This window comes from Dasania sp. GY-MA-18 (assembly GCF_024734385.1).
Classification (GTDB): Bacteria; Pseudomonadota; Gammaproteobacteria; order Pseudomonadales; family Dasaniaceae; genus Dasania; species Dasania phycosphaerae.
The window spans coordinates 1-24,855 of the sequence record NZ_JANHAP010000005.1; the positions used below are offsets into that span (position 1 = coordinate 1).

Annotated in this window: 18 protein-coding genes; 12 read left to right on the top strand and 6 right to left on the bottom strand. The window is 46.3% G+C overall.

Features of this window, described 5'->3' with window-relative positions; genetic code table 11:
* The 9 genes from NO559_RS07175 to NO559_RS07215 all read left to right on the top strand — a co-directional run.
* The coding region (locus tag NO559_RS07175; RefSeq protein ID WP_258331131.1) for an IS3 family transposase at positions 1–630 on the top strand (630 nt) is incomplete at its 5' end.
* Between the two features lie 58 nt (positions 631–688).
* The gene (locus NO559_RS07180; protein WP_258331132.1) at positions 689–1,741 is read left to right on the top strand and encodes an AraC family transcriptional regulator; all 1,053 of its coding nucleotides are present in this window, start codon (positions 689–691) and stop codon (positions 1,739–1,741) included.
* 194 nt (positions 1,742–1,935) lie between these two features.
* Positions 1,936–3,726 (top strand): acyl-CoA dehydrogenase C-terminal domain-containing protein, encoded by a 1,791-nt coding sequence (locus NO559_RS07185; protein WP_258331133.1) that lies wholly within the window; start codon positions 1,936–1,938, stop codon positions 3,724–3,726.
* A 50-nt stretch (positions 3,727–3,776) separates the two neighbouring features.
* The gene (gene fadB / locus NO559_RS07190; RefSeq protein ID WP_258331134.1) at positions 3,777–5,924 is read left to right on the top strand and encodes a fatty acid oxidation complex subunit alpha FadB; all 2,148 of its coding nucleotides are present in this window, start codon (positions 3,777–3,779) and stop codon (positions 5,922–5,924) included.
* Entirely contained in the window at positions 5,917–7,095 is a 1,179-nt protein-coding gene (gene fadA / locus NO559_RS07195) for an acetyl-CoA C-acyltransferase FadA (RefSeq protein WP_258331135.1), read from the top strand. The genes fadB and fadA overlap by 8 nt, the downstream gene beginning before the upstream one ends.
* 147 nt (positions 7,096–7,242) lie before the next feature.
* Positions 7,243–7,560 carry a Plug domain-containing protein gene (locus tag NO559_RS07200; RefSeq protein ID WP_258331136.1) on the top strand — a complete coding sequence of 106 codons (318 nt, stop codon included), beginning with the start codon at positions 7,243–7,245 and terminating at the stop codon, positions 7,558–7,560.
* Positions 7,561–7,604: 44 nt separating this feature from the next.
* Positions 7,605–9,689, top strand: a complete 2,085-nt coding sequence (locus NO559_RS07205; protein ID WP_258331137.1) for a TonB-dependent receptor — start codon at positions 7,605–7,607, stop codon at positions 9,687–9,689.
* A 19-nt stretch (positions 9,690–9,708) separates the two neighbouring features.
* Positions 9,709–12,078, top strand: a complete 2,370-nt coding sequence (locus tag NO559_RS07210) for a VolA/Pla-1 family phospholipase (protein ID WP_258331138.1) — start codon at positions 9,709–9,711, stop codon at positions 12,076–12,078.
* A gap of 107 nt (positions 12,079–12,185) precedes the next feature.
* Positions 12,186–12,464: a peptidylprolyl isomerase gene (locus NO559_RS07215; RefSeq protein WP_328488185.1), complete on the top strand. Its 279-nt coding sequence runs from the start codon at positions 12,186–12,188 to the stop codon at positions 12,462–12,464.
* 25 nt (positions 12,465–12,489) lie between these two features.
* Here the strand turns inward: NO559_RS07215 and NO559_RS07220 are convergent, their stop codons facing one another.
* Genes NO559_RS07220 through NO559_RS07230 form a run of 3 tightly spaced genes read right to left on the bottom strand, consistent with a single transcriptional unit; the run spans position 12,490 to position 15,379 of the window.
* Positions 12,490–13,227, bottom strand: coding sequence for an endonuclease/exonuclease/phosphatase family protein (locus NO559_RS07220; RefSeq protein ID WP_258331140.1), 738 nt, complete (start codon positions 13,225–13,227; stop codon positions 12,490–12,492).
* Between the two features lie 2 nt (positions 13,228–13,229).
* The gene (locus NO559_RS07225; protein ID WP_258331141.1) at positions 13,230–14,375 is read right to left on the bottom strand and encodes a phosphatidylserine/phosphatidylglycerophosphate/cardiolipin synthase family protein; all 1,146 of its coding nucleotides are present in this window, start codon (positions 14,373–14,375) and stop codon (positions 13,230–13,232) included.
* 5 nt (positions 14,376–14,380) lie between these two features.
* Positions 14,381–15,379 carry an NAD(P)H-quinone oxidoreductase gene (locus NO559_RS07230; RefSeq protein WP_258331142.1) on the bottom strand — a complete coding sequence of 333 codons (999 nt, stop codon included), beginning with the start codon at positions 15,377–15,379 and terminating at the stop codon, positions 14,381–14,383.
* Positions 15,380–15,681: 302 nt separating this feature from the next.
* Between NO559_RS07230 and NO559_RS07235 the strand changes: the two genes are divergently transcribed.
* The gene (locus NO559_RS07235) at positions 15,682–18,738 is read left to right on the top strand and encodes a TonB-dependent receptor (RefSeq protein ID WP_258331143.1); all 3,057 of its coding nucleotides are present in this window, start codon (positions 15,682–15,684) and stop codon (positions 18,736–18,738) included.
* A gap of 38 nt (positions 18,739–18,776) precedes the next feature.
* On the top strand, positions 18,777–20,285 hold the full coding sequence (locus tag NO559_RS07240; RefSeq protein WP_258331144.1) for a hypothetical protein: 1,509 nt from the start codon (positions 18,777–18,779) through the stop codon (positions 20,283–20,285).
* Between the two features lie 171 nt (positions 20,286–20,456).
* Here NO559_RS07240 and NO559_RS07245 read toward each other — a convergent pair whose 3' ends face one another.
* From NO559_RS07245 to folE, 3 genes are all read right to left on the bottom strand, one after another.
* Complete coding sequence (locus NO559_RS07245) at positions 20,457–20,789, bottom strand: hypothetical protein (protein WP_258331145.1); 333 nt, start codon at positions 20,787–20,789, stop codon at positions 20,457–20,459.
* 157 nt (positions 20,790–20,946) lie between these two features.
* A complete protein-coding gene (locus tag NO559_RS07250; protein WP_258331146.1) occupies positions 20,947–22,758 on the bottom strand; it encodes a sulfatase-like hydrolase/transferase in 1,812 nt (603 codons plus the stop codon).
* A 198-nt stretch (positions 22,759–22,956) separates the two neighbouring features.
* Entirely contained in the window at positions 22,957–23,502 is a 546-nt protein-coding gene (folE, locus tag NO559_RS07255; RefSeq protein WP_258331147.1) for a GTP cyclohydrolase I FolE, read from the bottom strand.
* 193 nt (positions 23,503–23,695) lie between these two features.
* On the opposite strand from folE, the gene prmB reads away from it, so the two are divergent.
* Entirely contained in the window at positions 23,696–24,625 is a 930-nt protein-coding gene (gene prmB, locus NO559_RS07260) for a 50S ribosomal protein L3 N(5)-glutamine methyltransferase (RefSeq protein WP_258331148.1), read from the top strand.
* The last annotated feature ends 230 nt before the right edge of the window (positions 24,626–24,855 follow it).

Genomic DNA, 24,855 nt, shown 5'->3' on the forward strand with positions numbered 1-24,855 from the left:
AATCACATTGCTAAGTTAATGGCTCAGTCCGGCTTAAAAGCCCGTAACGGCAAGAATTATAAATACTTTCCTTCGCCCAATCAGTTTAATCACGTTAGTGAAGACTTATTACGTCGTAATTTTACGGTGGATAAACCCAATGAGAAATGGGTCTCTGACATCACGTATATTAAAGTGAAGAAAGGGCATGTTTACCTTGCGGTGATCATGGATCTGTTCTCACGGCAAATTATCGGCTGGGCAATGGATGCAACGATGACGACCGATTTGATCCTTGAGGCCTTTGAAATGGCCGTTACGAAGCGGCAGGTTAAACCTGGGTTGATCCTACACTCGGATCGCGGCGTGCAGTATCGATCCAATGAGTATCAACGCTGCTTACTCGATGAAGACATTAAATCCAGCATGAGCCGAAAAGGAAATTGCTGGGATAATGCGGTCATAGAATCCTTCTTCGCACGCCTTAAAGTGGAGTCTATTCATACTGAATCGTTTGATGGACTTGATGAGGCCTATAGTTGCGTGTTTGAATACATTGAATTGTTCTACAACAGCGTCAGGAGACATTCTACCAATGGCTACAAAAGCCCTAAGGAATACGAACGAATTTATTACGAGAAGTGCGCGTAACAACGTGTCTACTTTTTGTGGGTAGGATTATTTGATAACAGGCAAATTAGGGATAACTGTGGAACAGCAACTGACCATACCGGCCGCCTACATACAGGCCATGCTTAATCAGGCTGAACAACGCGGCATAGACCGCGCTATGTTGCTCGCTGATATAGATTTGGATATGCAGGCTCTGCAAAGCAATCAGCCCTGCTCGGCGGTGGCTTATGGCCAGCTGCACCATCGTATTATTCAAACCAGCGGTGATGATTGGTTTGGTATGCTCAGCGGCGGCTCGGTGCCACCGGGGGCTTTGCGCTTTATGTGCTGGGTGGCGGTACAGACTAAAACCTTAGCCGATGCTATTAATGAATGCGGGCGTTTTTTTGAGCTTTGCCGCGGTTTCAAGGTGAAGCAAAGTTATAGTGTGGAAGGTGATCTTGCGGTGTCAAAAATTGCCAAGTTAGATCGACTGCCCGAGTATGAATTTACCGCGTTGATTGATGCTGCTGACCCTATGACTTTAAAATCTACCTTAGCGGCTTGGCATGGTTTTTTAAGCTGGCTGGTGGGGCGCGAAATTCCACTGCAGGCCATGTATTACACTTTTGCTAATCAGGATGATAATAAACACCGCTATGAAGTTTTTTACCAACATGATTTTTGTGGTTACAGTTATCCAGCCATATATTTAACGATGCCGGTCATACAGCAAGAGCAAAACATAGACGAGTTTTTAGCAAAGGCGCCTTACTATGCTTTTAACCGCGCCGCCCATTCAACTGACACCGTAGCGCAGCGCGTTAAATCCTTAATGGCCAAAAAAATGGGCTCCGATTTACCACAGGCTATGGAAATCGCCAGCAGCTTGCATATGTCGGTTACCAGCTTGCACCGTAAGTTGGCGCAAGAAGCCAGCAGTTTTCAAAAAATTAAAGATGAGACCCGCATGGAAGCCGCGATCTTATATTTAAACTCCCCCAATATGAGCACCCAAGACGTAGCCGCCTTAGTCGGTTTTGATGACCCTTCTACCTTTAGCCGCTCATTTAAAAAATGGACTGGCTTACCGCCCGGTGAATATAGGAAGAAGTTGCTTTCAGCAACAGCGGCAAGTGACAAGCTTTAAGTTGCAAGAAAGTCGAAGTTGTTTTTTCTTGTAGCTTGCCGCTTGCCGCTTGCCGCTTGCCGCTTGTAGCTGCCCGCCCCGCGGGCTCCCCTATGGTTGATATTGTCATAGCCATTGCCACTATCGGCCATTGAATAGCGTCTATACTTCTTACACTCTAGCTACACGATTTCTTTAAGAGGTGAGAACAGCTAATGAGCCACTACCAAGCTCCCCTACGTGACATTGCATTTGTACAACAAGAACTACTGCAAGTAGAACAATATTTTCAAGCTACCGACTGCTGGCAAGAGATGAATGCAGAGCTTATGGATGCTGTGCTAAATGAGTCTGCAAAATTTTGTGAAGAAGTGTTAGCGCCTCTTAACGCCGTAGGCGATAGCGAGGGCTGCCAATGGTATGACGGTGAAGTAACAACACCTACAGGCTTTAAAGAAGCCTATAAACAATATGTAGAGGGCGGTTGGCCCGCGCTAGAAGGCGATGAAGCTTTTGGTGGCCAGGCTTTTCCCAAATCCATTGCTATCGCGGTTACCGAAATGTCGGGCACGGCTAACTGGGCTTGGAGTATGTACCCCGGTTTATCCCACGGTGCTTGTCACACCATCAGCCACCACGGTAGTGAAGAACAAAAACAACAGTTTATGCCCAAGCTAGTGGACGGCAGCTGGACCGGCACCATGTGTTTAACCGAATCGCACTGCGGTAGTGACCTGGGTATGTTACGCACCAAGGCCGAGCCTAATGGCGATGGCAGTTATGCGATTAGTGGCACCAAGATTTTTATCTCTTCGGGCGAGCACGACATGGCCGAAAACATTATTCACATCGTGTTAGCTCGTTTGCCGGGTGCCCCTAAAGGCACCAAGGGTATTTCACTGTTTATCGTGCCTAAGTTTTTGGTGGCTAGTGACGGTAAACTGGGTGAGCGCAACGCCCTTAGTTGCGGTTCGCTAGAGCATAAAATGGGTATACACGGCAACGCTACCTGCGTGATGAACTTCGACGGTGCTACCGGTTATCTGATTGGGGAGGAAAATCGTGGTTTAAATGCTATGTTTACCTTTATGAATACCGCAAGGATAGGTACTGCCGCGCAGGGCTTAGCGCATGCCGAGTGGGCTTATCAAAACTCCTTGGCTTATGCCCGGGACCGAACTCAGATGCGTGCTTTATCGGGCCCCAAAGCTCCCGATAAAGAGGCCGACCCCATCATCGTACATGCTGATGTACGCCGTATGCTTATGACTCAAAAAGTGTTTGCCGAAGGTGCCCGCATGTTGGTGTACTGGGTGGCACAGCTTAGTGATCAAACAGTACAACCCGCCGGTAGCGATGCTGATAAAGCAGAAGAGCTACTGTCACTATTAACCCCTATAGCCAAAGCCTTTGCCACCGAAACTGGCTTTGAAGCGGCTAACCTAGGTTTACAAATTTTTGGTGGCCACGGCTATATCAAAGAGTGGGGCATGGAGCAAAACGTGCGCGATAGCCGTATCTCTATGTTGTACGAAGGCACTACTGGCATACAGTCGCTGGATTTATTGGGCCGTAAAATTTTACTTAAGGCCGGTGAGCCACTAAAACTATTAATTACTGAAATGTCAGCTTTTTGCAAAGAGCAGGGCGATAACCCCGAGATGGCACAGTTTATAGCGCCGCTGGAAAATTTATTAAAAGCCTGGGGCGATAACACCATGAAAATTGGCATGGCTGCCATGCAAAATCAGGATGAAGTGAATGCTGCCTGTGTGGATTATTTGATGTATTCAGGCTATATCACTTATGCCTATTTATGGGCTAAAGCGGCAGCGGTAGCACAGCAAAAATTGAATGATAGCGATGATGACTTTTATCGCAATAAGGTTTACAGCGCGCAGTTTTATTTTCAGCGTATACTGCCGCGTACTGCCAGTTTGGAGCAAACCATGATGTCGGGTGTCAATAACTTAATTAGTGAGCAGGTTGACCCTTTCGCCATGTAAAAAATTGAGACATAAACATTTTATACAATAGTTAAAACAAGGAACTACACATGCTTTATGAAGGTAAAGCCATATCAGTCACTTTAGGTGACGAGGGTATTGCTAACTTGGTTTTCGATTTGCAGGGCGAGTCTGTTAATAAACTCAATCGCCTGACCATGGCTGAATTGGACCAAGCTTTAGCGGTACTGCAAAACAATAATACCGTTAAAGGCTTAATCCTCAGTAGTGCTAAATCGGCTTTTATAGTTGGTGCTGATATCACCGAATTTGGCGACGTTGCCAGCCAAGGTGAAGAGGCCATCTTAGCCATGGTGGCGCAAGCCCACAAAATGTTTAATGGCTATGAAGATTTACCTTTCCCAACGGTTGCGGCCATTAATGGTATGGCTTTGGGTGGCGGTTTAGAGATGTGTTTAAGCGTGGATTATCGTGTAATGGCCGATAGTGCACAAATTGGTTTTCCGGAAGTGAAATTGGGGATTATCCCTGGCTGGGGCGGCACCGTGCGTGCTTCGCGTTTATGTGGTGCCGATAACGCCATAGAGTGGGCTGCAGGTGCTAAAAATTACAAAGCTGATCAGGCCTTGGCTGTGGGTATGGTTGATGCTGTAGTCAGTGTTGATCATGTGCAACTAGCGGCGCTAAATTTATTAAAGCTGGCCATGAGTGGTGATTTCGATTATCAAAAACGCCGCGCTCAAAAAACCTCACCGCTACAGTTAGATATGATAGAGGGCGGTATGGTGTTTGAAACCTCTAAAGGTTACGTCGCCCAGCAAGCCGGCAAACATTACCCCGCGCCGGTGATGGCGGTAAAAACCATAGAGCGTCACGCCCGCTTAGAGCGCGATGAGGCCATGGCGGTAGAGGCAAAAAACTTTGCCAAACTGTTTGCTACCGACGTCTCACATAATTTAGTTAATGTGTTTATGGGTGATCAATATGTTTCTAAGTTGGCCAAAAAATCAGCAGCTGATGCCGGTGATGTAGCACAAGCTGCGGTATTGGGCGCTGGTATCATGGGCGGCGGCATAGCCTATCAGTCAGCGTCTACAGGCACGCCTATAGTGATGAAAGATATTGCTCAAGCCGGCCTAGATATGGGCTTGGCAGAAGCAGGAAAATTATTAACAGGCCAGGTTAACCGAGGCCGTGTAACCGTAGAGCAAATGGCGGCAACGCTGAGTAAAATTAACCCCACCCTAAGCTATGCCGAGTTAGAAAATGTCGATGTAGTAATAGAAGCGGTGGTGGAAAACCCCAAAGTAAAAATGGCGGTATTACCCGAGGCCGAAGCGACCTTAAAAGAGGGAGCGGTGCTAGCCTCTAATACTTCAACTATTCCTATCTCCTTATTAGCCACTTCGTTAAAACGACCAGAAAATTTTTGTGGCATGCATTTTTTCAACCCCGTGCACCGCATGCCATTAGTAGAAATTATACGTGGCGAAAAAACCAGCGATGCTACCATCGCCAAAGTTACCAAATATGCTTTGGCTATGGGTAAAAAACCCATAGTCGTTAACGACTGCCCCGGATTTTTAGTTAACCGGGTGTTGTTTGCCTACCTAGCAGGCTTTGCCGCGTTAGTGAACGAAGGGGTTGATTTTAGAGCAATAGACAAAGCTGCAGAAAACTTTGGCTGGCCTATGGGCCCAGCCTATTTATGTGATGTGGTGGGTATAGATACCTGCGTACATGCCAGCGCGGTAATGGCCGAGGGTTTCCCCGATAGAATGTCCAGCGAGTTTAAAACGGCTATAGAAGTGTTGCTGGAAAACAAACGTTTGGGCGAAAAAAATGGCCTGGGTTTTTACCGTTACGAAAAAGATAAGCGCGGTAAAAATAAAAAGGTGGTTGATGAGGCGGTATTTGATTTATTAAAAGGCCAGGTGGCTAGCCCCAAAGAATTAACCGAAGAAGAAATTATGAGCCGCTTAATGGTGCCCTATGCCATGGAGTCGGTGCGTTGTCTGGAAGAAAATATTGCTGCCAGCCCTACTGAGTTGGATATGGCTATGGTTTACGGCGTGGGCTTCCCTCCCTTTAAAGGCGGCATTATTCGCTACTTAGACAGTATAGGTGTTGCTGAATTTTGCCAGCAGGCACAAAGCATGAGTGACTTGGGTGGTTTGTATCAGCCCACTGAAAAATTACTGGCCATGGCTGCCAATGGAGAATCTTTTTATGCCTAATCAATTACGTGAAGCCGTTATTGTCGATTATGCGCGCACAGCCATGGGGCGCTCAAAAGGCGGCGTATTTCGCAACCTGCGCGCTGAGAATATGTCAGCGCAGCTAGTGGATGCTTTATTAGCTCGCAACCCCAAGGTTAACCCCGAAGAAATAGAAGATGTGATTTGGGGCTGCGTTAACCAAACCAAAGAGCAGGGCTGGAATATGGCCCGCATGATGTCGCTATTAACGGTGATTCCTTTTACCGCAGGCGGGCAAACAGTTAGCCGTTTATGTGGATCTTCCATGAGTGCCATGCATACCGCAGCGCAAGCCATTATGTGTAATCAAGGTGATGTGTTTATGGTCGGTGGGGTAGAGCATATGGGGCATTTGCCTATGGATCACGGTGTAGACCCCAACCCCGCGCTTAGCAAAAAGGTCGCCAAGGCTGCAGGCATGATGGGCATAACTGCTGAGTTTTTAGGTCGCATGTCGGGTATCACCCGCGAGCAGCAAGATGCCTTTGCGGTGCGCTCGCACCAATTGGCCCACGCAGCGACTGAGGCAGGTAAATTCAGCCAGGAAATTATCCCCCTGGCTGGCCACGATGAGATGGGCGCGAATATTTTAGTGCGCCACGACGAAACCATTAGGCCAGAAACTAACTTGCAAGATTTAGCCAAACTGCGCCCTGTGTTTGATCCTAAAAACGGCACGGTAACGGCAGCCACCTCTTCGCAAATTTCTGATGGTGCCGCGGCGATGATTATGATGTCTGCTGAAAGAGCCGAAGCCTTAGGCATCAAGCCCATAGCTAAAATACGCGCCATGGCAGTGGCGGGAGTTAACCCTTCGATTATGGGCTATGGCCCTGTGCCTGCTACCCAAAAAGCACTGCAGCGCGCAGGTTTAAGCATAGAAGATATAGGCGCGGTAGAGCTTAACGAAGCTTTTGCGGCGCAGGCCTTGCCAGTATTAAAGGATTTAAAACTGTTAGATGTTATGGATGAAAAAGTGAACTTGCACGGTGGTGCTATCGCCCTAGGCCATCCTTTTGGCTGTTCAGGTGCAAGAATTTCTGGCTCTTTATTGAATGTTATGACCGAAAAAGATGTGCAGTTTGGTGTGTCTACCATGTGCATAGGTTTGGGGCAGGGCATTAGCACCGTGATAGAGCGGGTTAATTAATTTTTTTAATATAGTAGTAGCAATACAGGTATTAGCGGTATGAGGTAAAGCGAGTGTGGCGTCAATGATTGGTAGAGGCGTTAGCTCTGTTTCATTAATTTTTTAAGCTATAAAAATAACAAAAGCCATAATTATGGAGAGAAAGCCATGAAGTCAGTGTTTAAGCTATGTGCGCTAGCAACAGCCGTTGGTGCAATCAATCACTCTGCTTTAGCTCAAAATTTGATGCTGGAAGAGGTGCTAGTCACCTCTCAGTATCGTGCGGAAAGCCTGCAAGATGTGCCGGTTTCCGTCAGCGCTTTAAGCGGTGACAAAATGAATGAGGCCGGGGTGATGAAAGTCGAAGACTTACAAGCCTATGTGCCGAACTTCACCATGTCGGAAACCGGCATAGGTACCAATATTTATATACGCGGCATAGGCTCGGGCATCAACCAGGGCTTTGAACAGTCGGTAGGTATGTAGATGGCACCTACTATGGCCGCGCGCAACTATCACGTGCGCCCTTTTTGGACTTGGCGCGGGTAGAGGTATTGCGAGGGCCGCAAAATATTTTATACGGTAAAAACAGTATTGCCGGTGCTTTAAGTGTTATTACCAATAAGCCTAGCAAAGAGTTTGAAGCCTATGTGTCGGGCACCTATGAGCCGGAATTTGGCGAGCAAATTTTTGATGCGGTAGTGTCTGGCCCCCTTAGTGATGACTTCTCTGCGCGCTTAGCCTACCGCAATAGGCAGTTAGATGGTTATGTAGAAAATATTGATGGCGATGATGAGCCCAATAGAGATGAGGAAACACTGCGGCTTAGTCTAGCTTGGGATATCACTCCTAACTTGGATGCCTTATTAAAAATCGAACATGGCAGCTTTGATGTAGAGGGGCGGCAGATAGAAATCGCCGGCGATGAAGCATCACTCAATCCCGCGTTAATGGGAGCAAACTGGAGTGATACCTTATACTCGCTCAATGCCGGCAGCGACACCGTGCCTGCTAGCGTATTGGATATTACCCAAAATGCTAAACGCTCATCCAATGGCGATTTTAGTGAAAACACTACCGATAACGTGACCTTAACCGTTAACTACAGTGCCAATGATTATACCTATACCTCTATTACCAGCCATTTAGAATACGACTACGACGAGCTTTGTGACTGCGACTTTACCAGCGCTGATTTGTTTTTTGTGCGCTCCAAAGAAGAGTTCAAACAGTTCAGCCAAGAGTTTCGTATTACTTCACCTGCAGATCAAACCATAGAGTGGATAGCTGGGGTGTATTATCAAGATAGCACGCTGGATTTTGAAGATGCCTTTTTTGTTAGCCAAGATGCTGACCTACCTAATTTATTAGAGGGTATATTACCGACGGCATTTTCCGCTGATGGCGGTTTAACTACTGTTTATAACACCGGTGCCGCTCAGCAATTACGCGGTATATCCGTGCCACGTTTTTTTGATCAAGATACCGAAGTTATCTCTACTTTCTTGCAGGGTACCTGGAATATAGAAAGCAATGTGCGACTAACCTTGGGGGGTCGTTACTCCTATGAGGAGAAAGAAGCTACCCGCGTGTTAACAGTTAAAGATAGCAGCGGCAACACCATGCCTTATGACGAATTATTTATTCCTAATACTTACATGGGCATAGATTATTTATTAGGCGCGGTGTTTAAGGTGGCTAGAAATGATTTGGAAGGCAAACGCGAAGTAGAAAAATTTGCGCCTTTAGTGTCCTTTGAAGTGGATGTTAGTGATGATGTTTTAAGCTACGTCACTTGGACGCGCGGTTTTAAATCAGGCGGTTATGATGTGCGCTCCAATGCGCCCCCGCAGGCAACAACAATCGTTAATCCTATAAGTTCGGCTTTAGACGTTACCGTACCTACCGGCGCCTTTGAATATGCTGAGGAAGAAGCCACAACCCTGGAGGTAGGTTTAAAAACTAGCCTGGCTGATGGCGCAGCTGAATTAAATATGGCTTATTTTTATACCCAGTATGACGACTTACAAGTCAGTATATACGATGGTGTATTGGGCTTTAATGTGGGCAACGCAGCCGAAGCTATTACTCAAGGGGTCGAGCTAGATGGCCGCTGGTTAATAGCCGAAGGCTTAACCTTAAGTGGTTCATTAGCCTGGTTGGATTTTGAATTTAAAGATTATATCAACGGCCAATGTACTCAGCGCGAACGTATCACTACCAGCCTTAGCGAATGTGATTTTGATGGTAACAGCAATCAATATGTAGCCGAGTGGTCAGGTGCATTTGCCGCTGATTATGTGGTGGATGTAGCTGATAACCTGCAGCTGCGCACCACGCTAGATGTATTGTTTACCACCGATTACAACCCTTCTCAAAATGTAGACCCCAATATAGAGCAAGATGGTTATCACAAAATTAATGCGCGCATAGCCTTAGGTGATAACGAAGCCGGTTGGGAAGTGGCCTTGGTGGGCAAAAACTTAACCGACGAAGAAACCATTAGCTATGCCAACGATACGCCATTGGCAGCGAATCTTACTCAGAGCATAGGCTATTACACCTTGGTAGACCCAGGTCGCAGTATTGCGATACAAGGCCTATACCGTTTCTAACAGAAAGTGGAGTCATATCATGAATATTATTAATGACAATGTTGTGTCGCCTTATTCTGTTAAGCGTTGGGCACAATGCATCACAATTAGCACGGCACTGCTGTTAACCGCCTGTGGTAATAGTTCTAAAAATACGCAAAATTCGGTTAATCCTGCCGATGATGAAACGCCTACATCGCGGGTGAGTTTTAAACCTGCTGATGGCATCTTGCCCCTGCCCAGTGATTTATTATTTTCGGGCACCACCGATGGCACTTTAGAAATGCCAGACGAAGTGGCCGGACGAGCAGCGGGTGGCGCGGATTATACTGACCCAGCCGTGGCGCTGGGCGCCTTAGATGGCTGGTCTACGCAAATGCCTATTATTGTTAATTTTGATATGGCTGCGGGTACCACCCTAGACGCCAGCTCTATTAGCGGCAAGGTGCGCATTTTTGTAGTACATAAAAGTAATGGTGCAACCTGCAATGGTAACCCTACCGCCATACCTGCTGGTTTGCCTTGTGCGCCTACTGGCACTGAACTGACTTTTGGGGTGGATTTTTTCACCCAGGCTGGCGAGGATAGCCTCACTGTTTTACCTCTAACACCACTAACGGCCAACACAACTTATGTAGTGGCATTTATCAGTGGTATTAGTGATTCTGACGGCAATGAGGTAAAGGCTTCGGCAACCTATCAATTGCTAAAAGATACGGAAGAAGATTTGTCGGGCAACGCATCTTTAGCCAGTCTGCAAGCCGTGATAGAAATATACGAAGGCATGATTGCTGCCGCCACCGGTGGGGCGGTGAATAGTGATAATTTAATTTATTCCATGGCTATGTCTACCCAGTCGGTGGGTGATGATATGGGAGTGATTAAATCGCTGTTAGCATTGTCACCGCCTTCAATAACAGTAGCTGACCAAGGCTATACGGTAAGAACATTTCTGACCGGTGCGCTGGGTTCCGACCCTGGTGCAGCCTTCGATGCGGCGCAGTATTACGCTGGTACCATCACCTTGCCTTATTACTCGGCTATACCTACAGGTGCTAATCCTATGGCGCCTATCGATACGCCTTGGAAAGCACTGTGTGATAACGGGCTACTGATTGCTGCAGGTGCTACCGGCCCGGCGGGACCCAATGATGCGACCTGTAATGCTTTAAGCGGTGGTGCTTTGCGTGATTACGGCCTAGATAGCGACAGGCATATTACTCAATATAATTTCATCCCCGAGGCGCGCACTAACGATGTTATTGATGTGCAAATGACTATACCCACTAGCGGTTCATGCTCGGCACCCTATAAGGTGGCGATACTGCAGCATGGTATTACCTCTACCAAGGAAGCTATGTTGTTAATGACCGCTGCCTTATCTGCTCCGCCGGTGTGTATGGCTACGGTGGCTATAGATCATCCCCTACATGGCAGCCGTGGTTTTGATTTAGGTGGCGATCCCGGTGATGAAATCAATGCCTCTACTGTTTCTGGCACTCACTATATGAATCTAAGTGCCTTACTAGTGGCCAGAGACAACTTAAAACAAAGCATGGCCGATATGTTGGGTTTACGTAGGGGGTTAGAGAGCGTTACTGGTGCCAGCATAGATGACGATAATGTATTCGTGGCTGGCTTATCCTTAGGCGGTATTAGCTCGGTAGGCTTTGCCGCTGTGGCTAACGCTACAGTCGATGCCACCTTTAATGTGGAAAACATATCCATACACAGCGCTGGTGGTGGCATAGCAGCCTTCTTAAACGAATCGGCTAGTTTTGGCCCGCTAGTACAGTCTGCGGTGATTTCAGCCGCTGGCGGTGACTTGGCCGATGAGTTAGTCGCGTTTATGGCCAGCCCCGCGTCGGCTTGTACCGGCTTTACGGTAGGCACAGAGGCTTATACTACATGTCAGTACAATGCCTTTTTAGCTCAGCTCAGTGCCAATAATGAAGCGGCAAAATTAACACAAATACAATCGACTATGGCTTCATTTGTATTTGCCGCACAAACTGTGGTGGATTCGGGTGACCCTAATAACTACGCGGCTAGCTTAGTGGCCAGCAGCACACCGGTACACCTAACCGAGGTTATAGGCGATGGCGGCAGTAACTTAGCTGACCAGGTGATACCTAATCAAACCACTGCGGTACCCTTTGGTGGCACCGAGCCTTTGGCGGCCCTGTTAGGCTTAGCCGGTGTTGATACCAATACCGTTGGTGGTGCCTTGGTACGCTTTACCAAGGGTAAACACGGCTCCCTGTTAGACCCTACAGCGTCTACCGAAGCGCCTAACGCCGCAGCCAACTTAGCAGTAACCACCGAAATACAAACCCAGGTGGCTAACTTCTTTGCCATACCTAGCACGGTGGTAATAACCGATGATACTTATGTAGCTCCTGGTGACTAATAGGCTTTAAGGTTAAACTAATCCCGCAAGCCCGGTACTAGCCGGGCTTTTTTATGGTGGGAATTTTTTAGCTACAAGCTACAAGCTACAAGAAAGAGATGAAGGTTATGGCGACGGCATTGGCAAGGCATATATTGGTTAGTAGTAAGGACGAGGCCGAAAAATTAAAGCAGCGTTTAGCTAAGGGTGAGGACTTTGCCAAGTTGGCGAAAAAGCACTCTAGCTGTAAGTCTGGCCGCCGTGGTGGTGACTTAGGCGAGGTTAGGCCGGGGCAAATGGTAAAGGCCATAGACCAAGTGATTTTTAAAAAACCAGTGCTAACCGTGCATGGCCCTATTAAAACCCAGTTTGGTTTTCATTTGGTGCAGGTGGTGTTTAGAGACTAAGGGCGAATGAGGACGGTCATTTACCTTAAACAAGCTTTAATTCGCTGTATAAAGCACAGTGGTCAGATAAACGCTGCCAGTGGCCGTGATTAAGCACCTCGGAGTGCAGTACTGAAAATCCTCGGGTATATATTCTATCCATAGGAAACACCGGCAGTAGCGCGGGAAAGCTTAAGGCTAACTTGCCCGTGTGGTCTTGATGCACATCACTAATATTTAATTGCCGCTGTAACTTTTTGTCCAATTTTCCCTGCCAATCATTAAAGTCGCCGGCAATAATCAGCGGTGCATCGCTAGGGCAGCTGCGCTCAATAAACTGCAGTAGTTTTTTATATTGATAATTACGCTCTATGCCAAATAGCCCCAAGTGTACACAGTACACATAAATGCTGCCGGCTATTACCCCGTGCAAAATACCGCGCTGCGAAAACTGCCACTTAGATACATCTTTATTATGCCATTCGCTAAATGCCTGTTTGCTTAATATGGCATTACCATGGTGGCCATGGTTATAGCTGGCATTTTTACCATAGGCGTAGTGCGGCCATACTTGGTCGGCTAAAAACTCAAACTGTGATTCTTTGGGCCAATGGCTGTGTTTGTTTTCGTGCTTGTCGTGGCGGCCCAATACCTCCTGTAAAAAAACCAGGTCGGCATCGGTGTCACGTATGGCATGGCGTATTTCAGATAGCAGGTAACGACGGTTACTACTGCTAAAGCCTTTATGAATATTATAGGATAAACACTTAATCGTTTTGCTCATGGCTACATCCAGTAACGTAACATACGGGCAATGGTTCCCAGCGCTTTTTGTATCAGGGAGTGTTTAAAATCATCGCGCTTAATTTCAAAAGCTTGGTCTATATCGCTAAGTATAAAATTACTTAACTGCTGCTGGCTAGAAGGTTGGGTTAGTATAATATCCAACTCTAAGTCATGCAGCGAGCTGCGATGGTTTAAATTGGAACTACCCAATAAATAAAACTCATCAATAATCATCGCTTTGGCGTGTAAAAAACTAGGTAAGTATTCGTAAATGCGTATGCCGGAACTTAATAAATCATGGTAATAGCTATTGGCAAGATAGGGAAATAAAATCACATCTGAGTGGCGTGGCACTACGACTCGCACATCAATATTGCGTTGGGCTGCTAGCTTAAGTGCTTTAATGATACGGCCTGAGGGGGCGAAATAAGCGCTAACTATCCATATTCTCTGCTTGGCGTTATTGATTTTTTTAACCAATAAATGATTTTTTCGTTTGCGTGAACGGTGGCTAAAATTATGCCAATAAAACTGAAAATGATGGGGCAGGGTTTTAGGGTGTTGTTTGGTTTTTGAGCGCTGCCAAAAATGGTCAAAGTTATTGCTGATGGCGGCGACATTGGCGCCGCAAACCATAACACCATAATCGCGCCAGTTTTCACCGCCATTAGCTTTACTTAGATGTTGGTCGGTGATGTTAAAACTGCCTGTCCACAGTTGTTTGTAATCGATTATGCATAGCTTGCGGTGGTCGCGGTGATTAATTTTCTGGAAAAAGTGTAGTGCTTTTTGAAAATAATTACCTTCAAACGCAGATCGTCTATATTGGCTGAGCTGCCAGGGCAGGGGGTGAAAAATACGTATTTCTATGCCGTGTTTTTCTAGCTCTAAAGCCGCTTTTAGCCCTGAGTTGTAGGAGCCTATGCCATCTATGAGTACGCGCACAGTAATTTTGCGTTTTACTGCCTGGGCTAGAGCCGCGATGATGCTGCGGCCGGTTTTATCGTAATTAAAAATATAAAAATTAAGATCTATACTTTGTTTGGCTTGGCTGATGGCACTTATTAAGGCCTCAAAATAGAGTTCGGCATTATCAAATAAAGCTTCTTGTTGCCAACTATAGGGTTTGAGTGTTACTGCTTGCATAATAGTTATAGGTAGCTGTCATCCATGGATAAGATGATTTTTCCTATATGTTGGTTACTTTCCATTAGCTCATGGGCTAGTTTTACCTTATGTAGTGGAAAAATTTTGGCTATGACAGGCTTAATGTCACCGTTTTCTAAAAACGGCCAAATATACTGATGTAATTGGGTGGCTATATGCGCCTTCATCTCACTGCTTTGCGAACGCAGGGTAGAGCCGCTAAGGCTTAAGCGTTTAAGCATTACGGGCATAAAATTTACTTCTACCTTACTACCTTGCAAAAAAGCGATATTAACAATACGGCCGTCTGGTGCCGCGGCTTTAATATTACGGTTGATATAATCGCCGCCGACTATATCGAGTATGACATCGGCACCGTGGCCCTCGGTTGCTTCTTTAATGGCGTCCACAAAATCGACGCTGTGATAATTAAAAGCCTGCTCGCAGCCTAGCTCTAAACAAGCTGTACATTTTTCATCGCTGCTGGCGGTAACAAATACCCTGGCACCCATGCATTTAGCCATTTGTATAGCGGCGGTGCCTATGCCGCTGGCGCCACCATGTACCAGTAAGATTTCGCCCGTTTTTAATTGTGCGCGTTCAAACACATTGTTCCACACGGTAAACAGGGTTTCGGGCAAGGCTGCGGCCTGTGGATAACTGAGATTTTCGGGCATGGGCAGGCATTGGCCCGCAGGCACTGTTACAAATTCGGCATAGCCGCCGCCATTGGTGAGCGCGCACACTTTGTCACCGGGCTGCCATTGTTGGGGTTTAATATTGTCTCCCACACGTTCAACAATACCTGACACCTCTAGGCCTAGTATGGGGGACGCGTCTTTGGGCGCAGGGTATAGGCCCTGACGTTGAATAATATCGGGGCGATTAATGCCTGCGGCTGCTACCCGTATTAGCAGCTCATCTGGTCCGGGGGTGGGGGCTGACATCTCTGATTGAATGAGATTTTCGGTGCCGCCAAATTTAATTAAGTCTATATAGCGCATAGTAATAGTTAGGCTTATCTAGGTGTTTGATTGCATTATTTTAGCAGCTACATAGGCTCTGTATAGCCCGTGCTTAGGCTATTAGCTGGCCACTGGATTGCGTGCGTGGCTGCTGCTTTATCATCGCTGCTGTGTCAGTCTGTCATGTTTACGTCACATAAACTTCATTTTTCTGTTGCCTAACTGAAATATTACAACGCTTTAATAGCCGTAAATAAATATATCGGCTGAATAAGTATTGTAGCTAATAGGCAAACTTAGCAAGGCCGGTTAACAGCGCACTAGATGAAATAGGGGTGTTAATGAAACGGTCAATTGTAAGTTATTTATCCGCCGCGGCGGTTAGTTGCAGTGCTGCTTGGGCTTATGCCGACGATGAGCTAGTGATACAAGTTAATGACGCCAGCGGTGAGGTAACAACTTTAGCAGCCAAAGTAGATGGTGGCGATAGCCAGCCCATAAGTGGCAACGGCACCGTTTCTTTTGATTTAAGTGCTGGTGGCCACAGTGTGCAACTATTGCGCAATGGCGAGGTGGTACATAGCTTTCGCTTTGATAGTGCCAATGGTCAGCTAACCGATATTAATATTGCGCTAGCCTCTGGGGCTAAACCGAAAGTAGCCATAGAGTCTTATTCAAAAAATGAAACAGCCGGGCAAAAGCTAAAGGCCGCTAAAGGTGGTTTGCAAGGTGTAGTGAGCAGCAACGGTCAAGCCGTAGTAGGCGCGATGGTGACAGTGGTGGGCGAAAAGTACAGCGCCACAACCAATGCCTATGGTGAGTATGAGTTGCAATTACCTAGGGGTATCTATGAGCTGGAAATCAGTCATCCTGACTTAGGTAGCCAGCATGTTAAAGACTACCGAGTCGTCGCCAATGTGACTAAAGGGTCGGACTTTAGACTACGCGGTAGTGATAAGGCTATAGAAGAAGTGGTGGTTTTAGCCAAAGTGAATGTTTCCGCTTTTGAAGACAGTGAGCGTTACTCTTCAAATGTGGTAGACACCATGGGCATGGAACAACTGGCCCGCTTTGGTGATAGTGATGTGGCCGCTTCTGTAGTGCGTGTGCCCAGTGTAACAGTGCAAGACAGTCGCTTTGTTTTTATACGTGGCCTGGGTGGGCGTTATATTACCACCACGTTGAATGGTGCTACTTTACCGAGTACTGACCCTTCTAAGCGCACAGTGCCCTTAGATTTATTCCCCAGTAATATTGTAGAGCAGTTATCGGTGCGCAAGACTTTTGTCGCCTCTATGCCCGGCGAAAGCACCGGCGGTAACTTAGTTATCAATACCCGTTCACTGTCGGAAGAAGACTCAGGCAAACTGTCGTTTACTATGGGCTATGTAGATGGTTTAACAGGCAAGAGCGCTTATGTAGACCCTCATAGCGGCGATTATGATGCGCTGGGTTGGGATGATGGCACACGCGATGCGCCAGGCATGGTGGTAGGTATTGCCGATGCACTTAGGTACTCAGAATTTTTAAATCAAGAAGCAAAAAATAATCTGGGGCGCATCGCGGGATTAGAACTACTTGATAATTGGGATTTGGCTAAAGATACGGCCAATCCTGATGTGTCACTCAGTATTAACTACGGCGACATTTATTATATAGATTCAGCCGATGCCGAGCTGAGTGCATTTGCTGCCTTGAACTATAAGAATGAATGGAAAAAGAAAGATAAAGGGGTAAGGCGAACCTACGGTGGTGGTGACTCTTCTGAAGTTGAAGATAACTTTAGCTTTGAAGAGTTCTCAAATGATATAGACGTTAGCGGCCTGGTATCACTGGGCTTAAACATCGGTGAAAGTACCTATCAGTCCAATACGATAGTCTCTAGAGTGACTGAGGAGAGTGTACGCTTAACTGAAGGCTACGATAGTGACTCGCTACAAGAAACTATACGTTGGTCTATAGAGTGGCAGGAGCGCGAGTTTTTATCGCAGCAATTCAGAGGCCAGCATGTCTTTGGCGACAATGAACAGCTAAGCAATGAATGGCAAGTTACTTTTAGTAGAGCTACACGTGATGCGCCCGATAGACGTGAGGTGCGTTTCGATCTAGAGGGAACGGATAATGTTTATAACTTACAAGTACCTAATCTGACTAGGCGCTACGATGAGTTAACTGACGACAATATTGATATCTCCAGTAAATTTGACCTGCTAATAGAATCCGTAGGCGATATAGAGTCTACAGTGTCTGCCGGTTTTCAAGTGATTACACGCGAAAGGGAGTCGGAATCCAATACCTATGGTTTTACCGGTGGCCAAACCGCAATAGATGATAATGCCCCCAATTTACAAGTTAGCGATGTTATCAATGCTGGCAATGTAACCGGTGATACTAGCACAGGTTATACCTTCCAAGATAAAACCGTAGCCAGTGATAGCTATGATGCAGAAATGGATTTAAATAGTCTATTTGTTTCCTATGATGCCTTGATTAATTCTGAGTACCAAGTGGTGCTAGGTGCCAGATACGAAGATTATGAGCAACAAACAGAAACCTATGCCCTAGAAGGCGACCAGGCACAGGTTGAGTCGCTGTTAGAAGATGACGTGATTTTACCCAGCCTGGCATTCAACTGGTTTTTTGAAGAAGATCAGCAGCTGCGTATTGCCATTTCTGAAACCGTCTCTAGACCTGATTTTAAAGAAACCGCTAACGCCACATTCTACGATAATGAATTTGATTTTCGGGTACGTGGAAATCCCAATTTAGAGGTTTCAAAAGTTACTAACTTTGACGCTAGATGGGAGAAATATTGGTCTGATGACGAAAGCATAAGCCTTGCACTGTTTTATAAAGATTTATCTGATCCTATAGAACGCATAGTACTTCCCGCCTCAGGAACAGCCGGTAATTCAAGAACCTTTCAAAACTCAGATTCTGCTGAAATTTACGGCATTGAATTTGATGGCCGTAAAGTATTTCCTCTGGATAAGTCCTACGTGCAGTCCTTGTTTGTTTCGGTTAATGCCAGTTGGATAGATTCAGAGGTTGAGTTAGGCAGTGGTGAAACTCGAGAGCTGCAGGGCCAGCCTGAGTATACCTTTAACCTTGTTGTTGGCTACGACGATATTGAAAAAGGTCATGAGCTAACCCTGCTGGCTAATCAAAACGGCCAAACCATAGTCGATGTAGGTATTTCTGGCTTGCCCGATATAGTCGAAGAGCCGCGTTTTGACCTTAATCTCAATTATAAATATCAGTTTAGTGATGACTTGTCGTTTAAAGCCAAGCTGAAAAATTTATTGAACAGTGAGGTTGAATTTACCCAAGGAGGAAAAGTGTTTCAACGTTATGAAAGAGGGGTTCAAGTCCAGGCTGGGTTTGATTGGAATTTTTAAAAAATATTTAAATAAGTTAACTTAACTAGGAGTTTCCTATGAAAACACAAAAACTATTATTAACAACCGCTGTTGTTACCGCTTTGGGTGGCCTCTATGGTTGTTCTGAAGGTGATGACTCAACCGTTACGATTGAGGGGGGCAGCGGCGGTTCTACTTCAAGTTCTATATCACAAAACTGCCCAGACTGGGCCTCAGCTAGAAACATGGACTCTGCAGGTAATGATGTCTGTACGTTACCTTCATCTATTAAACAGGATCGCACTTTAACCAGCGATATAGTTTGGTATATGGATGGCCGTGTGACTGTAGGTAATGGTAATGCATTGATGTCACCGGTAGAGGGTACTTTAGAAGGTGATGTGCCGGTGTTAAATGTTACCTTAACAATAGAGCCGGGTACGGAAATTAAAGGCGCTACGGGAACATTTGCTAATTTGGTAATCACGCGTGGCTCAAAAATTGAGGCGGTAGGTACCGCATCCTCGCCAATTATCTTTAGTTCTGATGATGAAGGCTATGACGGCGCCGGCGAGTGGGGTGGTTTGATTCTGCAAGGCTACGGTTTGCACAATGATGCGGATTACAGTTGTGATGCCGGGCCTTGTCAGAATGTAGACTCTGAAGGTGAGTCTGGTTTTGCTGGCGGTAGCACCGCAGACGATAACAGCGGTACCTTAAAATACGTTGTGGTGACCGAGGGCGGCTACGAGTTTGCACCCGGTAATGAAATTAACGGTATTTCATTTGTAGCAGTTGGCTCAGGTACTACTGTTGATTACGTGCAGGTAAATAGCAATGCCGACGATGGTGTTGAGTTTTATGGCGGCGCGGTAAACGCTAAGCACTTGGTATTAACCGGTAATCTAGATGACTCGGTCGACTGGGATGAAGGTTACATTGGCAACTTGCAATACGTGCTGGTTAAACAAACCGAAGCCGCTGGTAATACCATAGAGGCTGATACCGAAGGTTCTACTGACTTTTTATCGGCGCCAACTATTGTTAACGCTACCTTCTTGGGGCTGATTGGCGACGCTGATGCTAAAGATACCTTGCATGTTTTGAAAAAATCTTCGGCTGGTTTTATTCACAATTCAGTGCTTAGTGGCGTAGATGCGGATGGTGTTTATGGCACTATCGCTAACTGTGTGCAACTTGATGGCACTGGTGCCCAAGATAATGTTGATGGCACTAATGCTGGTGGCGCTAACCCAGGTTTAACCATTAACACTATCTACAATAACGTAGTGGGTAACTGTACTAACTTTGAGGTCGATGGCTCAGGCGCGGTACAAAGCACTCTAGGTTCAGGGGCTAACACCAGTGTGTTTACGGTAGCTGATGCTTCTATAGACACTAACTATGCTTCACAAGCGGCGGCGGCATCGGGTTTGGCCTCTATAGACTGGGCTACCTTTAATGCCAACCACCCTGAAAGCACGGCTGATGCTTCTTTCTTGGACGATACTGATTACGCCGGAGCGGTAGATCCCGCAGGCTCGGATGATTGGTTCTCAACGTGGATAGTGTCGGGTTCTTTATAGCGGTTTGTTAAAAGTTTAGACCTGTTTTTAGGGCTCTCATTCAGCCCTCTCCTTGGCCACAACAGTAATTGTTGTGGCCTTTTTTTGTTAGTTGCTAGCTGTTATAAAAAATTTAGCTATAAAAAAAGGCATTGTGAAAATGCCCTTTTTAAACGTGATAGCTTGCTGGTTTTAAATAAAGGCACCAATCAACTGCCAGTTAGTTTGGCCGTTGGTGGTTTTAATATAGTGATATTGCACCACTGAACCCTCAGATAGATTTTCTATGATTGAGCCTTTAGGTTGTTTAAATTCTAAGGTGCCATCAATAATACAGCGTGACTCTGGTTTATAAGGTTGGGCCTTGTAAAAGTCTATGCGTACGATATTTTTACCATCTTCGGCTTTGTCGGCTACCACTTTTCCTTCTAGTAAGCACTCTTGAAATATTTCATTACCAGCAATGGCTGCAGTGCTGGTGCTGATTAGTAGGCTGGCTATAGCCGCGGTGGGGAGGTATTTCATAGGTTAACGCCCTCTATAAATTATGAATAAAGATAAGCGCTAGAGCTGTCATTTTTTTGTAATAAAAAACCTATAGCTCGCCTGAATAGGGTAGTGTATTTTCATAGAAAGCACTAGCGCTTTCTATGAAAATACTACAGTTTTTGTAGGGTGTTTTTTATTGATAAAACCGGCTAACGTCTTTAATAAATTGCGCCAACGTTTTTTGGTCTTCGGGTTTTATTTTTTCGGCCGTAATGGGTTTGTCGTTAAGCGTAGTAATGTTTTCACCCAGTTGCCTGGCTTTTGATGACATGACATATTTGATATTGGCTGTTACTAGGGCGTTACCATGCCAATCGCTGACAGCAGTGTAATCACGCTGGTAGCCTGGCTTTAATAAGCTCTGGCCAAAACTATGTAGGCTGGGGTCTAAGTCTACTCCCAAGGCGTGCAATACAGTAGCGGGCAAGTCTAAATGGCTGCTTAAAAACTGCTGCTGTGCGGCGGCCTGCCCTGGTATATGTAATACCAAGGGTACTCGTACTTGCTCTTCACTAAACGTAGAGTTATGGCCCCAGCGGCCTTTTTCCATAAATTCTTCGCCGTGGTCGCCGGTAATGATAATGATAGTGTTATCAATTTTCCCCGATTGTTTGAGGCTGTCGATAATACGGGCTATTTGCCCATCTAGATGATTGCTGGAGTTGATGTAGCGATTTTTGATGCCTTTGATATGTTTTTTAATATTGGTATCTAAGTAGTCAAAGTTTTTTAAATACTCAGGCTCTATAATATTTTCATCGGGGAAATAATAATTGGCGTGGGCCGATTCAAAAAACATAAAGGTGAAAAAGGGCTCTTGCGTGTTTTCTATATAGTCTATTAGTTTACTGCTGTTGCGCTGGTCACGTTGCCAGCCGTGACCTTCTGAATCGGAGTGTAGTTGCTGATCTGAAAAGCGCGAAAATATGGTTTTATCAAATTCGGGGTAGGTAAACTTGGCGCTGGTAAAAGCCTTCATCTGATAGTTGTTGGCGATTAGCGTATCTATCAGCAAGGGTGACTTGCACTCGCGTAAAATATCAAACCAATAGCTGCCATACAGGCCGTAAAACTGGGTGAACATACCCATGCGGGTTCCGTTGCCACCACTGTAGTGGTGCATATAACGAATATTATCAGCGGCGAAGGCTGAGGTGGCAGGCATAATACGCGGGTCTAGCATATCAAAGCGCCAGGACTCGGCCACCAGCCAGACTATATTATAAGGCTGGCTAATACTCAGGCTATTGGGGTCTACCTGTGGGTAGCTAATATGCCCGCCTTTTTTGCTACCAGCCAAGCCGTCATCAGCACGGCCTTCCACACCTATGTTATGTAAAAAAGATTTAGCGGTAATGGGCATATACCAGGCGATGGCTTTGGCGCTGTTCAGTATGCTGCGATCAGCTTGATGGTTAGCTACCGCATAGCTCATACCCTGAAAAATAAAGCAGACTGATATTAACGCTAGGCTATACGGTTTTTGCGGTAGGTATTTAAACCCCCGTTCGGCGGCAACATAGCGTATAAAAACAGCGTATAGGCCTAACCCTATAGCGCCGTACATAGCCAGAGTTTGATAGGTGCTGGCATTGGCACCTAGCGCCTCTATGCCACCAGGGGTGGTGATAATATTAAATACAAAGCTATTGATGTAAAAACCGTAAAGGCTGTAGAGCTTATAGTTAGCGAGTATCAGCGACACTATGCCTAGGCTATAAACTGCGCTTAAGCCGTAGCCTAAAGCGGCAGGTAAGCGCGGGCTGAGCTTGTAGATGGCCAGTAGCGGTAGGCAATAAATGCAGATTTGCACCAGGGTTGCAGCAATAAAAAAAGCGAAGGTGGCAGGCGCAATATGGTGGCTAATGGCACCATAGAGGCTAAAGGCAAGAGTGATAAGTGCTATTAATAGAGCGTTACGCTGAATAAAAACGGATAAAGGCATTAATAATCTCTGGGCTGCAGTGGGATTTTTAGCGACCTTGCTACTGAGTTGGCGAATCATGCCGATTAAAAAATGCTCAATAGTACCGTAGTTTTTGCCTGCTAGGGAAGTGGATTGCCAGAAAGGGAAGCAGAATGGGGCAGAGCAGTAAACAGAGACGAACCCCAGCAACCGCCAGGGTTCAAGTGTGGGTGAGAGTTAGCGGCCGTTAACCAAGCTTAAAAATTCCATACGGGTTTTTTCGTCACTTCTAAAAGTACCCTGCATAGACGAGGTGCGCATTACCGAATTTTGCTTTTCTACACCGCGCATCATCATGCACATATGCTTGGCTTCTATAATCACGCCCACGCCTTCGGCACCGGTAATTTCCATCATGGTGGAGGCGATTTGGTTGGTGAGGTTTTCTTGTATCTGAAAGCGGCGCGCAAACATATCGACGATGCGGGCAATTTTCGATAGGCCTACCACTTTGCCCTTAGGAATATAGGCCACATGGCATTTGCCTATAAAGGGCAGCAGGTGGTGTTCGCACATAGAGTACAGCTCTATATCGGCCACTAATACCATTTCGTTGCAATCGGACTCAAACATAGCCCCATTAACCACTTCTTCAACGGTTTGTTTATAGCCCTTGGTTAAAAACTTCATGGCCTTGGCGGCACGCTTAGGGGTGTCTTGCAGCCCGTCGCGGTTTTTATCTTCGCCTACGGCTTCGATGATGGTAGTAAACGCTTTTTCCACGGTAAACCTGTATAAAATGTAGGGGCTTATTAGCCGTTGATGGGTAAGGGCGAGATACTAACAGATGCCCTAAATGATGACAAAAGCTCTAGCCCGCTAATACTTATTTAGCTTAGCAAAGAAAAAGCCAGTAAAACTGGGTAAACTAGCGCTTTTATAGCAAGTTATTAATAGCCAAGAGTATTGTTGATTAATGGAAACGGTGAGTGAAGTCGCAAAACAACTAAGCACCCTGCGTGATTACCTGCGCTGGGCAGTGTCCAAATTTACCCAGTCAGGGGTGTATTTTGGCCATGGCACCGACAATGCGTTGGATGAAGCCCTGCAATTAGTGTTGCATACCGTGGGCGTGCCACTGGGTAGCGAAGAACATTTACTGGACGCCACCATTACCCAAGAAGAACGCAAACTACTATTAACCGTGATAGACGCCCGCTGCCGCGAGCGCATACCAGTGCCTTATTTAACAGGGCTGGCCTGGTTTGCGGGCTTGCGCTTTAAGGTGGATGAGCGCGTGTTGATACCGCGCTCCCCCATAGCCGAGCTGATAGAGCAGGGCTTTGAGCCTTGGCTGGCAGGCCGGCCAGTTAAGCGCTTACTGGATTTATGCACTGGCGGCGGCTGTATAGGCATAGCCTGCGCACATTATTTTGAGGAGGCTGCGGTAGAACTGGCCGATTTATCAGCCGATGCCTTAGTGGTGGCGCAAAGCAACATAGACGAATACGAGTTAAATTATAGGGTCACGGCTATACAGTCCGATTTGTTTAGCGAGCTGAGTGGCGAGTACGATCTTATCGTCAGCAACCCACCCTATGTGGATTTGGAAGACGTCAGCTCCATGCCCGCCGAATATCAGCACGAGCCAGCCATGGCCTTGGGTTCGGGGGATGATGGTTTGGATATTAGCCGCCGTATCTTGCGTGAGGCGGCCAACTACCTCAGCGATGATGGCCTATTGGTGGTAGAAGTGGGCAATAGCTGTGTGGCGCTGGAGCATGCCTACCCCACGGTGCCTTTTACCTGGGTGGAGTTTGAGCGCGGCGGCCACGGCGTGTTTGTGTTTACGAAAGCCGAGTTGCAACACTATAGTAGTGAGTTTGCCGCTGGGTCTGACGCTTGAAACAGAATCGCGTATAATCGCTGAATATTTTATCTAGTCACTTATTCATTAGACGTAATTAATCAGAGCTGAATAGCACTTACTTAAGCAAAAAGTGTAAGTCTTTCCGGCCTCCGAGCCGGAAACCAGCTAGTAAATATGGATACCGGCTTTCGCCGGTAGGACGCTGCCCCATGAGCGTAGCGAGTGCTGTGAATAGGGCAAAGTAATGAAGAAATATGGCTTCAGTA